The organism is Mycobacterium xenopi (genome assembly GCF_009936235.1).
GTDB lineage: Bacteria > Actinomycetota > Actinomycetes > Mycobacteriales > Mycobacteriaceae > Mycobacterium > Mycobacterium xenopi.
In genome coordinates this window covers 4,231,374-4,244,485 of sequence record NZ_AP022314.1, presented here as the reverse complement: position 1 = coordinate 4,244,485, position 13,112 = coordinate 4,231,374, and the positions used below count along the sequence as shown (strand labels likewise).

At 67.1% G+C, this 13,112-nt stretch carries 13 protein-coding genes and 1 pseudogene; 10 read left to right on the top strand and 4 right to left on the bottom strand.

Annotation, left to right across the window (positions count from 1 at the left end):
- The first annotated feature begins 16 nt into the window (after positions 1-16).
- The 7 genes from MYXE_RS20335 (at position 17) to MYXE_RS20300 (ending at position 5,772) form a co-directional block, all read left to right on the top strand.
- Positions 17-859, top strand: coding sequence for a sugar phosphate isomerase/epimerase family protein (locus MYXE_RS20335; protein ID WP_003919680.1), 843 nt, complete (start codon positions 17-19; stop codon positions 857-859).
- A 16-nt stretch (positions 860-875) separates the two neighbouring features.
- The gene (locus MYXE_RS20330; RefSeq protein WP_085196427.1) at positions 876-1,691 is read left to right on the top strand and encodes a thioesterase family protein; all 816 of its coding nucleotides are present in this window, start codon (positions 876-878) and stop codon (positions 1,689-1,691) included.
- Positions 1,692-1,941: 250 nt separating this feature from the next.
- Positions 1,942-2,817, top strand: coding sequence for a pyrroline-5-carboxylate reductase (proC, locus tag MYXE_RS20320; protein WP_003919678.1), 876 nt, complete (start codon positions 1,942-1,944; stop codon positions 2,815-2,817).
- A gap of 139 nt (positions 2,818-2,956) precedes the next feature.
- Positions 2,957-3,220 carry a helix-turn-helix domain-containing protein gene (locus MYXE_RS20315; RefSeq protein WP_003919677.1) on the top strand — a complete coding sequence of 88 codons (264 nt, stop codon included), beginning with the start codon at positions 2,957-2,959 and terminating at the stop codon, positions 3,218-3,220.
- Between the two features lie 147 nt (positions 3,221-3,367).
- Positions 3,368-3,469: a 30S ribosomal protein bS22 gene (locus MYXE_RS20310; RefSeq protein ID WP_003402602.1), complete on the top strand. Its 102-nt coding sequence runs from the start codon at positions 3,368-3,370 to the stop codon at positions 3,467-3,469.
- 112 nt (positions 3,470-3,581) lie between these two features.
- A complete protein-coding gene (locus tag MYXE_RS20305) occupies positions 3,582-4,700 on the top strand; it encodes an SDR family oxidoreductase (protein ID WP_003919676.1) in 1,119 nt (372 codons plus the stop codon).
- The gene (locus MYXE_RS20300) at positions 4,690-5,772 is read left to right on the top strand and encodes a lysophospholipid acyltransferase family protein (RefSeq protein ID WP_232061664.1); all 1,083 of its coding nucleotides are present in this window, start codon (positions 4,690-4,692) and stop codon (positions 5,770-5,772) included. Before MYXE_RS20305 ends, MYXE_RS20300 begins: the two co-directional genes overlap by 11 nt.
- A 153-nt stretch (positions 5,773-5,925) precedes the next feature.
- Here MYXE_RS20300 and MYXE_RS20295 read toward each other — a convergent pair whose 3' ends face one another.
- From MYXE_RS20295 to MYXE_RS20280, 4 genes and pseudogenes are all read right to left on the bottom strand, one after another.
- Positions 5,926-7,701 (bottom strand): IS1634 family transposase, encoded by a 1,776-nt coding sequence (locus MYXE_RS20295; protein ID WP_232061663.1) that lies wholly within the window; start codon positions 7,699-7,701, stop codon positions 5,926-5,928.
- A gap of 137 nt (positions 7,702-7,838) precedes the next feature.
- The gene (locus MYXE_RS20290) at positions 7,839-8,720 is read right to left on the bottom strand and encodes a cyclopropane mycolic acid synthase family methyltransferase (RefSeq protein ID WP_085196425.1); all 882 of its coding nucleotides are present in this window, start codon (positions 8,718-8,720) and stop codon (positions 7,839-7,841) included.
- An 11-nt stretch (positions 8,721-8,731) separates the two neighbouring features.
- Positions 8,732-9,244 carry an FAS1-like dehydratase domain-containing protein gene (locus tag MYXE_RS20285; protein WP_003919673.1) on the bottom strand — a complete coding sequence of 171 codons (513 nt, stop codon included), beginning with the start codon at positions 9,242-9,244 and terminating at the stop codon, positions 8,732-8,734.
- 165 nt (positions 9,245-9,409) lie between these two features.
- Positions 9,410-10,327 (bottom strand): annotated as a pseudogene (locus tag MYXE_RS20280) (HAD family hydrolase).
- 98 nt (positions 10,328-10,425) lie between these two features.
- On the opposite strand from MYXE_RS20280, the gene MYXE_RS20275 reads away from it, so the two are divergent.
- From MYXE_RS20275 to hemC, 3 genes are all read left to right on the top strand, one after another.
- The gene (locus MYXE_RS20275) at positions 10,426-10,680 is read left to right on the top strand and encodes a glutaredoxin family protein (RefSeq protein WP_003919671.1); all 255 of its coding nucleotides are present in this window, start codon (positions 10,426-10,428) and stop codon (positions 10,678-10,680) included.
- A 99-nt stretch (positions 10,681-10,779) separates the two neighbouring features.
- Positions 10,780-12,153 carry a glutamyl-tRNA reductase gene (locus MYXE_RS20270; RefSeq protein WP_085196423.1) on the top strand — a complete coding sequence of 458 codons (1,374 nt, stop codon included), beginning with the start codon at positions 10,780-10,782 and terminating at the stop codon, positions 12,151-12,153.
- 13 nt (positions 12,154-12,166) lie between these two features.
- The gene (hemC, locus tag MYXE_RS20265; protein ID WP_085196421.1) at positions 12,167-13,093 is read left to right on the top strand and encodes a hydroxymethylbilane synthase; all 927 of its coding nucleotides are present in this window, start codon (positions 12,167-12,169) and stop codon (positions 13,091-13,093) included.
- Positions 13,094-13,112 lie beyond the last annotated feature (19 nt).

The following is a 13,112-nucleotide window of genomic DNA, read 5'->3' as shown; positions in this document are numbered from 1 at the left end:
AGCCGCTGACACTAGCGTGCGCCCAGCCATCAAGGTCGGTCTGTCGACGGCCTCGGTCTACCCGTTGAGGACCGAGGCCGCTTTCGAGTACGCCGCACAACTTGGCTACGACGGGGTCGAGCTGATGGTGTGGGGCGAATCGGTCAGCCAGGACATCGACGCGGTGGAGAAGCTGGCGCATCGCTATCGTGTGCCGGTGCTTTCGGTGCACGCGCCGTGCTTGCTGATCTCGCAGCGGGTTTGGGGCGCCAACCCGATCCCGAAGCTGGAGCGCAGCGTTCGGGCCGCCGAACAGCTGGGTGCGCAAACCGTCGTCGTGCATCCACCGTTTCGTTGGCAGCGGCGCTACGCCGAGGGATTCCGTGAGCAGATCGCCGAGCTGGAGGCGTCCAGCGACGTGATGGTGGCCGTGGAAAACATGTTCCCGTTTCGCGCGGACCGGTTCTTTCGCGCCGAACAGTCGCTGCAACGGATGCGCAAGCGCGGCGGTGGTCCGGGCCCGGCGATTTCGGCGTTCGCGCCCTCCTACGACCCGTTGGACGGCAACCATGCTCACTACACCCTCGACCTGTCGCACACCGCGACGGCGCACAGTGACGCGCTGGACATGGCGCGGCGGATGGGTTCGGGTCTGGTGCATTTGCATCTCTGCGACGGCAACGGGTTGCCGGTCGACGAGCATCTGGTTCCTGGGCGCGGCTCGCAACCCACGGTCGAGGTTTGCCAGATGCTGGCCCACGGCGACTTCGCCGGCCACGTGATCCTTGAGGTGTCGACATCGAGCGCACGCTCGGTGCACGAGCGCCGGACCATGCTGGCCGAATCTTTGCGGTTCGCCCGAACCCATTTGTTGCGCTGACGTTTTGAGGAATTCGATGAGCTTGTTCACCACCGCGATGCAACTGCGTGAAGTCGCTGCCACGTCAACTAACGGCCGGGTATTCGAGGGGGAGCTCAACAAGCATTGGACCATCGGCCCGAAGGTGCACGGCGGTGCCATGCTGGCGTTGTGCGCCAACGCAGCTCGCACCGCGCACGGCGGATCCGCCCAGCCCGTGGCGGTGTCGGGCAGCTTTTTGTGGGCGCCTGATCCCGGGCCGATGCGGCTGGCCACCTCGATCCGCAAGCGCGGCCGCCGGATCGGCGTTGTCGACGTCGAACTCAGCCAAGGCGAACGCACCGCCGTACACGCGGTCGTCACCCTCGGCGAGCCCGAGCACCTGGCACCGCCGTTGTTGTCGGCGAATCCGGTGCTGGACCTGATGGCACCGGAGCCACCGCCCGGCATCGCCCCGATCGGTCCAGGCCACCCGCTGGCCGGGCTGGTGCATTTGGCCGAGGGCTGTGATGTGCGGCCGGATGTGTCGACGCTGCAGCCCACCGACGGGCGCCCGCCGGTGATCCAACTGTGGGTGCGCCCGCGCGGGACGGCACCCGACGTGCTGTTCGCGCTGATGTGCGGGGACGTCTCGGCGCCGGTAAGTTTCGCTGTGGGACGCACCGGCTGGGCGCCGACCGTGCAGCTGACCGCCTACCTGCGTGGGCTACCGGCCGACGGATGGCTGCGGGTGATCTGCACCTGCCTGCAAATCGGGCAGGACTGGTTCGACGAGGACCACCTCGTCGTCGACTGCGAGGGCCGCATCGTGGTGCAGACCCGCCAGCTGGCGATGGTGCCTCCCGCGAGTTAAAGCGTGGCCCGTCGGCGGGCGACCCGCTGCGCCCGGCTTCGCCGCGCTTGCGATCGCCGGAGCCCGTCGGCGGGCGACCCGCTGCGCCCGGCTTCGCCGCGCTTGCGATCGCCGGAGCCCGTCGGCGGGCGACCCGCTGCGCCCGGCTTCGCCGCGCTTGCGATCGCCGGAGCCCGTCGGCGGGCGACCCGCTGCGCCCGGCTTCGCCGCGCTTGCGATCGCCCGGGCCCGGTCTGCCATGCTTTGACCCGTGCCCAGAATCGCGATCATCGGCGGCGGCAGTATCGGCGAAGCCCTGCTGTCGGGGCTGCTGCGGGCCGGCCGGCAGGTCAAGGACCTAGTCGTGGCCGAACGGTTGCCCGACCGGGCCCGATACCTGGCCGACAGCTACTCGGTGCGGGTGACCTCGGTGACCGACGCGGTCCAAAGCGCGACATTCGTGATCGTCGCCGTCAAGCCCGCCGACGTCGAATCGGTGCTCGGAGAAATCGCCCAGGCAGCCGCCGAGGCCGAAAGTGATTCTGCTGAACAAGTTTTCGTGACAGTCGCGGCCGGAGTTACTACAGGCTACTTCGAATCGCGGTTGCCGGCCGGCACGCCCGTCGTCCGGGCGATGCCCAATGCGCCCTCGCTGGTCGGCGCCGGGGTGAGCGCGCTGGCCGCGGGTCGCTTCGCCACGCCTGAACAGCTTGAGGAAGTTTCCGCGCTGTTCGGCTCGGTTGGGGGTGTGCTCACCGTGCCCGAAGCCCAGCTGGACGCGGTGACTGCGGTGTCCGGCTCGGGACCGGCGTATTTCTTTCTGATGGTCGAAGCGTTGGTGGACGCCGGGGTCGGGGCGGGGTTGAGCCGGGCTGTGGCCACCGAGTTGGCGGCGCAGACCATGGCCGGGTCGGCGGCGATGCTGCTGGAGCGGATGGAGCAGGAACGTCGCCTCGCCGGCGATTCGCCGAGCGACTTTCGGGCGGACACCACGGCAGCGCAGCTGCGGGCGATGGTCACCTCGCCCGGCGGTACCACCGCGGCTGCGCTGCGCGAACTGGAACGCGCAGGGTTGCGGGCCGCGGTCGACACCGCGGTGTGGGCCGCAAAAACCCGCGCTGAACAGCTAAGAATCACATCAGAGTAATTCGGCAATTTTCATAGATTTTCCCACACCCGTCGCAGTAACCCCACTAGTCCCGCTATTCTCCTTATCTGTATGCACGTGTGGGTGCCAGCGGAGGGGAAGCCGGTGGGACTGCACGTGCCTGACTGATTGGGTTGCGATGACGTCTATCAACGGGCCATCGGCGCGGGATTCAGCTGGCGGTAAATCGGCGCGGGACACCGGCGCCTCCGACGGCCAGCAGGCCAGAACTCAATTTCTCACTGTGGCCGAGGTGGCGGCGCTAATGCGGGTCAGCAAGATGACCGTCTACCGGCTGGTGCACAACGGCGAGCTGCCCGCCGTGCGGGTCGGGCGCTCGTTTCGGGTGCACGCCAAAGCCGTACACGACATGCTGGAGACCTCGTACTTCGACGCTGGCTGACCCCAGCGCGCCGGCATGCCGCGAAGGGCGCCGAGGGGATTGCGCCAGTGCCGGTTTTTCGCTGCAAGCCGCCAGCCGGTAAAGTGTCCGGGTCATTTCACTAGCCGGCACTGGACTTGTCGCCAGGCGGACTTAGATAGCGGGGTCATGGGCTCAGTAATCAAGAAGCGGCGCAAACGAATGTCGAAGAAGAAGCACCGCAAACTGCTGCGTCGGACGCGGGTACAGCGCAGAAAACTCGGTAAGTAAACTGCAGGCGCGCTGAGCTTCACTCGGCAGTAACGCCGTGGTATCTGAAGCCCGCTAGGCTAACGGAGTGGATTCGGCGGACGGTCACCCAGGCATCCCTCCAGGCCACCGAATGGACCGAAACGCAGACACAAAAAACGGCGCGGGCAGCGACCCCGTGCATCACCCAAAGGTCGTGCTGATCACCGGTGCGTGCCGATTCTTGGGCGGCTTCCTGACCGCCCGGCTGGCGCAGAACCCGTCGATCCATCGCGTCATCGCGGTGGATGCGATTGCTCCCAGCAAGGACATGCTGCGGCGGATGGGGCGCGCGGAATTCGTCCGAGCCGACATCCGCAACCCGTTTATCACCAAGGTGATTCGAAACGGCGAGGTCGACACCGTGGTGCACGCGGCGGCGGCCTCGTATGCACCCCGGGCCGGCGGTGGCGCGGCGCTCAAGGAAATCAACGTGATGGGCGCGATGCAGTTGTTTGCGGCCTGCCAGAAGGCGCCGACGGTGCGCCGCGTGGTGCTGAAGTCGACGTCGGAGGTGTACGGGTCCAGCGCCCATGACCCGGTCGTGTTCACCGAGGACAGCAGCAGCCGCCGCCCCTTCGGTGAGGGTTTTCCCAAGGACAGCATCGATATCGAGGGGTACGCCCGCGGATTGGCTCGACGCCGGCCCGATATCACGGTGACGATCCTGCGGTTGGCCAACATGATCGGACCCGCGATGGACACCATGCTCTCGCGCTACTTGGCTGGACCGCTGGTGCCGACGATCGTCGGCCGCGATGCGCGGCTGCAGTTGCTGCATGAACAAGACGCACTGGGCGCCCTGGAGCGCGCCGCTCTGGCCGGCAAGCCCGGCACCTTCAACATCGGTGCAGACGGCATCATCATGCTTTCGCAGGCGATCCGGCGAGCGGGCCGAATTCCGCTACCCGTGCCCGGTTTCGCGCTGTGGGCGCTGGATTCGCTGAGACGGGCTAATCGCTACACCGAGATCAATCGCGAACAACTCGACTACTTGAGCTTCGGGCGGGTGATGGACACCACCCGAATGCGCAAAGAACTCGACTACCACCCGAAGTGGACGACGGCTGAAGCGTTCGACGATTACATTCGCGGCCGAGCTCTCACTCCCATTATCAAACCTGAGTTGGTACGCTCCTTGGAGGGTCGGGCCGTGGCGGCAGCCGAACGTCTTGAGCAGTCGCTCACGAGCGCCTTCAGGGTTGGGGGGTAGGTTAAATACTGTGGCGGGCGATTCCAAGGCGAAAGTCATTCCGCTGCACACGAATTCAAGTCGTGCAGCCGCGCAGCGGCGCGCTGGTCAGCGCAACGCGGCGTCACGCCGTCATCCTTCGGTGCTCTCTGATTCGAGTGCTAGGGCATCGGCCGAGCAGATCGCCGCCGTCGTCCGCGAGATTGATCAGCGCCGTCGGGTGGTCGCCGAGGAGACCCCGGCGCCGTCCACCGAGCTGGCCCAGCGGGTCGCCGCCGTCGCCGCGTTCCTGCGCCAGCGGCTGACCGGTGAATACAACGTCGACGAGTTCGGCTTCGATCCGCACTTCAACGACGCGATCGTGCGGCCTTTGCTGAGATTCTTCTTTCGGTCCTGGTTTCGGGTGGAAGTCAGCGGCATCGAGAACCTGCCGAGCACGGGTGCCGCGTTGGTGGTGGCCAATCACGCCGGGGTCCTGCCATTCGACGGGTTGATGACCTCGATCGCGGTTCACGACGAGCATCCGGCGAAACGCGATTTGCGGCTGCTTGCCGCCGACATGGTGTTCGACCTGCCCGTGATAGGCGAGACCGCCCGCAAGGCCGGGCACACCATGGCCTGCACCACCGACGCGCACCGGCTGCTGGCATCCGGCGAGCTGACCGCGGTGTTCCCGGAGGGCTACAAGGGTCTGGGGAAGCGCTTCAAGGACCGCTACCGGCTGCAGCGGTTCGGCCGGGGCGGATTCGTGTCGGCGGCGCTGCGCACCAAAGCGCCGATCGTGCCGTGCTCGATCGTAGGGTCGGAGGAGATCTACCCGATGCTGGCCGACGTCAAGCTGCTGGCGCGGCTGTTTGGCCTGCCCTATTTCCCGGTCACGCCGCTGTTCCCGCTCGCCGGTCCGGCCGGGATGGTGCCGCTGCCGTCGAAGTGGTACATCGCGTTCGGCGAGCCGATCTCCACCGAGGACTACGGCCCCGGCGACGCCGACGACCCGATGATCACCTTCGAGTTGACCGACCAAGTGCGCGAAACGATCCAGCAGACGCTGTATCGGCTGCTGGCCGGGCGTCGCAACATGTTCTTCGGCTGACTTTCCTGGCCGAGCAGACGCTATTTAAGCCCCGATTCCCTTGGGAAATGGGGCTTTAGCTCCGTGCACTAGGCCGAAGTTACGAGGGCTGAAGTAGGTAAATTCCTGGGTTGACCTGGGGATTTGCGGTGTTTTGGTGGGTGGCTGTTGTGGCTACGCGGCGATGGTTAGGGGGATGGGGCTGTCGATGAGGTCGAAGGCGCGGCGCTGGTCTGGGGTGGGGTCGGTGAGTTTATCGATCTCGATGTTGGTGTGGTGGTAGCGGATCCGGTCGCGGGTGAGGGTGGCCAGGTGGTCGAGTAGGCCGCGGAAGCTGCGCAGCGGGGTGCCGTCGGGGGTGTGCTTGCGGGCGGCCTTGGTATCGGCGGCGGCGGAACGTTGGGCGGGCGCGACCGGGTTGTCGCGCTGTGGTGGAGTTTCGTCGGTGAAGGTCAGCGGTGCCCAGGCCTTGCGTAGGTGCCAGACCAGGTAGCAGGCGAGCAGGCAGATCAGCACGTGCGCGCGGACGCGCTCGTCACGCCAGTGGTGGATGGGCCGCAGGTCCAGGTCGTCGGTCTTGAGGATGCGAAAGTCGCGTTCGACGTTGGCCAGCTTCTTGTAGCCCTCGACGATCCCGGCCGAATCGAGGGTGTCGGCGTCGACACTGGTGCGTAGCACGTAGATGCCATCTAGGCGGGCTTCGGCCGCGATAGCGGCCTGGTCTGGTTCGAACGTGAAGGTGGTGTCGGTGATCTCGCGCTTAAAGTGCTTGCCCACCTTGTACTTTCCAATGACCTTGCCGTAGGCCTCAGCGATCTTGTCGGTGCCCGCCAGGGTGCCGGCGGCGACCCGGTCGCGGATACGGGCCAGGTGGATTTCGGTGGCGGCCAGCAGGTCGTCACGTTTGCGGGCGCGCTCATGGGCGAGGGCGGGGTTGCGGCAGGCGATCAACCGTTCTCCTGGGTAGTCGGGGTGGGCGATCTCGGCCAGGTCCTGGCTATCGAACAGACTCATCTGCAGCGGCCCGTCGGCGGCGGCTAGCGCGGCGACTTGGGGGGCGCGTAGCGCCGTGATCCACCCGAAATCCGTTCCGGTCTCGTTGAGTTCGCGCAACGCGGCGATGCGTGCGGAGGTGATCATGCCCCGGTCTCCGACCAGCACCAGCCGATCCAGCGCGAATGTGTAGCGGATCTGGGCGACGATGTCGGTGAACGCGTTGGGATCGGCGGTGTTGCCCGCCAATACCCGCACCGCGACCGGACGGCCCACCGGATCGGTGAGCACGCCGTATTCGATCTGCGGCAAGCCTTTCTTACCGTCGCGGGAGTAGCCGCGCGCGGCCAGTTCGCAGCAGCGGCCGGTCACCCATGAGCTGGTCAGGTCGAACAATGCCATCCGCATCGGGTTCGACTCCGGGGCAAGGTGTTTGGCTGCAAGCTTCTTCTCGATCTTGTCCTGCCGCTCGGCCAGCCAGTCCATCGCGGCGTAGACCTCGTCGGTGGACGCGCCGACCACCCCCAGATCGACACCGAGGGTGGTGTCGGGCCAGGCCGCCAAGGTGGACAGCTTCGATGCCGGGCGCACCACCCGCGAAATAATCAGCGCCACGACCAGGTCGCGCGACCGGCACCGCGGTCCCAGCAGCGCGGGCAGCTTCAGCCGATGCGCCATCGCGGCCACCGCGGCCACATGGCCGTGCGGCAACGCTCGGGTCAGCGTGAACTCGCTACCGGCCGGCACCAGCGACTGCCCCTTCAACGTCGCCTCCAACGCGGCGACCGCCTCGGCAGGCACCTTGGACAGATTGGCCAAGGTCTCATGCCTGACCTTGCCGGCCTCACGATAGGTGCGCCGCAGTAGCACCGTCTCATAGACGCGTTCCTCGCCGGACTTCGCCACGTAGCTCCGCTTATTCCGGGCTACGTGCATCGCACCGCTATAAGCCGTCATACCAGAATTCTAAAGCGATCTCCCCGCAACAAGAACCCGCGACACGCTACTTTCGTGGCTACGCTACTCCGACAGAATTCCGCCCATTCCCCAGCTCAGCCACACAAATCCCATGCGCAAGCCGTCGTAACTTCGGACTAGGGCTTGACAAGCGTGAACTGGCAGACGTCGGTGTAGCCGTCGCGGAACAGGTCGGCGCAGCCTGTCAGGTATTTCATGTAGCGCTGGTAGACCTCTTCGGACTGGATCGCGATGGCCTCGTCCTTGTGCGCTTCGAGGTTGCGCGCCCAGGTATCCAGGGTGCGGGCGTAATGCAGCCTCAGCTGTTGCTTTCTGGCAAGCGTGAAGCCGGCTTTAGCCGCGTGCTTTTCGACCACCACCGCCTGCGGCAGATCGCCGCCGGGGAAGATCTCGTCCATGATGAACTTGAAGAACCGCAAGTGGCGCATCGTGACCGGCAACCCGCGCGCGGCGAACTCGGCGTCAGCGGGCTTGATGATGGTGTGCAGCAGCATCACCCCGGTCGGCGGCAGCACTCGGTAGGCCATGGCGAAAAAGTCGTCGTAGCGGTCGCGGCCGAAGTGCTCGAACGCGCCGATCGACACGATGCGGTCCACGGGCTCGTCGAACTGCTCCCAGCCCTGCAGGCGAACCTGTTTGGAGCGGGGGCTGTCTGACTCGGCGAACAACCGCTCGACATGCGCCTGCTGGTTCTTGCTCAACGTCAAGCCGATCACGTTGACGTCATACTTCTCGATCGCACGCAAAAGTGTTGCGCCCCAACCACATCCGATGTCGAGGAGCGTCATACCGGGCTCTAGGCCCAGCTTGCCCAAGGACAGGTCGATCTTGGCGAGCTGCGCCTCTTGCAGCGACATGTCGTCGCGCTCGAAGTACGCGCAGCTGTAGGTCTGCGTCGGGTCGAGAAAGAGCCGGTAGAAGTCGTCGGACAAGTCGTAGTGCGACTGCACGTCCTCGAAGTGCGGGGTGAGATCACGCGTCGGGGTAGCCCGTTTCATAGCGGCCGACCCTAGGCGCCGCTGCGGATCGACGCAATCGCGGCCGCGGTCGTCGCCGCGTCGGCCTCCTGGCCAGCCGCCTCCCCGATCATGGTGACGACGCTGGTCACAACGGGCTCGCCGGCGGCGTCGGTGACCTCGCTGCGGATCTCGGTGATCACCGTGCCGTGGGATTGGATGACCGAGTCGAGGTAGGCGTCGAAGTACAACCGGTCGTGCGCCAGGATCGGCCGGTGGTACTTCAGCTTCTGGTCGCGGTGGAACACCCGCGCGATGTTGATCGGGATGTCGAACTTGGTGAACAACTCCAGCTGCACGCGGCGCCCGGCAATCGCGAGAAATGTCAACGGGGCCACCAGCTCGGGATAGCCCAGCTTGGCCGCTTCTTCTTCGCTGAAGTGCGCGGGGTGGTCGTCTTTGACGGCGCGCGCAAACTCGCGGATCTTTTCCCGCCCGACGTCGAAGTGGTCGCCGTGCCGGTAGTGCTTACCGATGAGTGACTGGGCCTCTACGGGAACTGTCATGCCGCTCTTACTCCGCTCACATGTGGGCTCAGCGGCGCAGCTTATCAGTGTGTGCGCTCGCGCCGACGCGACACGGGGTTTGTCGCGGTCGGTCGCCGCTCGCACGCTACGCGCGCTCGCGCCGACGCGACACGGGGTTTGTCGCGGTCGGTCGCCGCTCGCACGCTACGCGCGCTCGCGCCGACGCGACACGGCTGCCGCCAGCGCGCCGCCGCCGCGCCCAGCGCCAGCGCCGACGGCACCCCGATCCGGGCGGCCTTGCGGGCGGTGCGAAAATCGCGGATCTCCCAACCGCGTTCCCGCGCCAAGGCGCGCAACTGCGGGTCGGGATTGACCGCGACGGCCGTGCCGACCAGCGACAACAGCGGCACGTCGTTGATGCTGTCGGAGTAGGCGGTGCAGCGCTTGAGGTTCAGGCCCTCGCGGATGGCCAGCGATCGCACCGCGTGCGCTTTGCCGGGGCCGTGGAGCAGTTCGCCAACCAGCCTGCCGGTAAACACCCCGTCGACCGATTCGGCGACGGTGCCCAGCGCCCCAGTCAACCCGAGTCGACGGGCGATGGTGATCGCCAGCTCGTACGGGGTGGCCGTCACCAGCCACACCTGCTGGCCGGCGTCGAGATGCATCTGCGCGAGCTCGCGGGTGCCGGGCCAGATTTTGTCGGCGATGATCTCGTCGTAGATTTCCTCGCCAAGCGCCTCCAGCTCGGCGGTCGAGCGGCCCTCGATGAACGCCAGCGCCTTGCGCCCGGCCGGCCGCGACGTCGTCGCTGTTTTCCTTGCCGATCAGCTGGAATTTGGCCTGGGCGTAAATGAACCCGAGCACGTCGCGGTAAGTGAAGTATTTGCGCGCGGCCAGCCCGCGGCCGAAATGCAGCAGCGAGGACCCTTGCACCAACGTGTTGTCGACGTCGAAGAATGCGGCCGCGGTCAAATCGACAGGAGGCTGCGGCGTGCCGTCGGCGGGTGCGGCCGTGGTCTCGGAGTGCAGGTCGTCGAGCGCCCGTTCGGCGCTGGCGTCCCCGCCCAGCGCCTCGAGGTCGACACGGCCCGGGGCTGTGTCGCCTGGATCACCGGAACCCACCGCCAACCTCCTTTCGCTGCGCCCGCATGTAGCCGTTACAACCCTATCTGGCCAGCGCGTACTCGGGGTCGCGCGTTGCTCGCTGCCACACTGGTGGCATGCGCCGTCACCGAGTAGAACTGCTGACCCGGGCCGGCTGCCTGATCTGCGCGCGCATGCACGAGCGGCTGGCCGAGTTGTCCGACGAACTCGGTTTCGAGCTGGCGGCCACCGACGTCGACGCCGCGGCGGCGGCCGGCAACCCCGGGCTGCGTGCCGAGTTCGGTGACCGGCTGCCGGTGATCCTGCTCGACGGCCGCGAGCACAGCTACTGGGAGATCGACGAGGATCGCCTGCGTGCGGATTTGGCTTGACGGCCCTTCCATAAATTTGGTGCCCCACCGGCAAACGTTTACCGTAGAAGGCAGTTCGTTCACTGGTGAAAGCAAGGGAGCAGGCCAGGTGATGCTGCCGTGAGCGTCCTGCTCTTCGGTGTCTCGCACCGCAGTGCGCCGGTTTCCGTTCTGGAACAACTGTCCACCGACGAGTCCGACCAGATCAAGATCGTCGACAAGGTGTTGCAGTCGCCGCTGGTGACCGAGGCGATGATGCTGGCCACCTGTAACCGGGTCGAGGTCTATGCGGTGGTCGACGCCTTCCACGGCGGCCTCGCGGTCATCGGTCAGGTGCTCTCCGAGCATTCCGGCATGTCGCTCGGCGACCTGACCAAATACGCCTACGTCCGCTACAGCGAAGCCGCCGTCGAGCACTTGTTCGCAGTGGCCAGCGGCCTGGATTCCGCCGTGATCGGCGAGCAGCAGGTGCTCGGCCAGGTGCGACGGGCCTACGCCGCCGCCGAAGCCAACCGTACCGTCGGCCGGGTGCTTCACGAGCTGGCACAGCGCGCGCTGGCGGTCGGCAAGCGGGTGCACTCCGAAACCGCGATCGACGCCGCCGGCGCATCCGTGGTGTCGGTGGCGCTGGGAATGGCCGACGCGCGGCTCAACGGTTTGCGGGGCAAGACCGCGGCGGTGATCGGTGCCGGGGCGATGGGCGCGCTGTCGGCGGCCCACTTGACCCGCGCCGGTATCGGACACGTCCACATCGTCAACCGCTCGCTACCACGGGCACAGCGGCTGGCCCGCAAGCTCCGCGAGTCGGGCACCCAGGCTGAAGCGATGGGTCTTGGCCGATTGCCCACTGCGCTGGCCGACGCCGACGTGGTGGTCAGCTGCACGGGAGCCGTGCGTCCGGTGGTGTCGCTGGCCGACGTCTACCACGCCCTGGCCACCGCCCACCGCGACGAAACCACGCAGCCCCTGGTCATCTGCGATCTGGGCATGCCGCGCGACGTCGACCCCGCGGTGGCCGGGCTACCCGGCGTCGGGGTCATCGACATGGAGCGCGTGCAGCGTGAGCCGTCGGCGCGGGCAGCGGCCGCCGACGCCGAGGCCGCCCGGCACATCGTCGCCGCCGAAGTCGCCGCGTACCTGGCCGGGCAGCGGATGGCCGAGGTGACCCCGACGGTGACGGCGTTGCGTCAACGCGCCGCCGACGTGGTCGAAGCCGAGTTGCTGCGGCTGGAAAACCGGCTGCCCGGGCTCGATGCCGCCCAGCGCGACGAGGTGGCGCGCACCGTGCGCCGCGTGGTGGACAAGCTGCTGCACGCACCCACCGTGCGGATCAAGCAACTGGCCGGCGCGCCCGGCGGCGACAGCTACGCCGAGGCGTTGCGCGAGCTGTTCGAACTCGACCAGACCGCCGTCGACGCCGTCGCCACGGCTGGCGAATTGCTCGACATGTCAACGATTTCCGACGCCGACAATACCGGCGCGGCCCCCGAGTAGCCGTTGGGCCGACGTGATTCGGATAGGCACCCGGGCCAGCCGGTTAGCCACCACCCAGGCCGGTAGCGTCCGCGACGCTCTGGTGGCCAGGGGTCACCCCGCGGAGTTGGTGACCATCACCACCGAAGGCGACCGCTCGTCGGCGCCGATCGCGACCATCGGCGTCGGTGTGTTCACCACCGCGCTGAGGGAGGCCATCGCAGAAGGCCGCGTCGACGCCGCGGTGCACTCCCACAAGGATTTGCCCACCGCCAACGATCCCCGGTTCGTCGTGGCCGCGATACCCCGACGTGAAGACCCCCGCGACGTGGTGGTGGCCCGCGACGGGTTACTGCTGGCGGAGTTGCCGCACGGCTCGGTAGTGGGTACCTCATCCCCGCGACGGGCCGCACAGCTTAGAGCATTGGGTCTCGGTTTGGAAATCCGCCCCCTACGAGGCAACCTAGATACCAGGTTGAGCAGGGTGAGCAGCGGTGATCTTGACGCGGTCGTGGTGGCCCGGGCAGGTCTGGCCCGGCTGGGTCGCCTCGACGACGTCACCGAGACGCTGGAGCCGGTGCAGATGTTGCCGGCGCCGGCTCAAGGCGCGCTTGCCGTTGAGTGCCGGGCCGATGCCACCGAGCTGGCAGCGCTGTTGGCGGAGCTCGACGACGCCGACACCCGCGCGGCAGTCACCGCGGAGCGGGCCCTGCTCGCCGAACTGGAGGCAGGTTGCTCCGCACCGGTGGGCGCGCTGGCCGAGGTGGTCGAGTCCATCGACGAGGACGGCCGCGTCTTCGAGGAGCTGTCGCTGCGTGGCTGCGTGGCGACGCTGGACGGATCCGACGTGATCCGCGCGTCCGGCATCGGCAGACCCGATCGGGCACGAGAGCTGGGGCTCTCGGTGGCGGCGGAACTGTTCGCGCTGGGTGCTCGCGAACTCATGTCGGGCGCACGGTGAGAGCAGCCGTGCGAGGAAG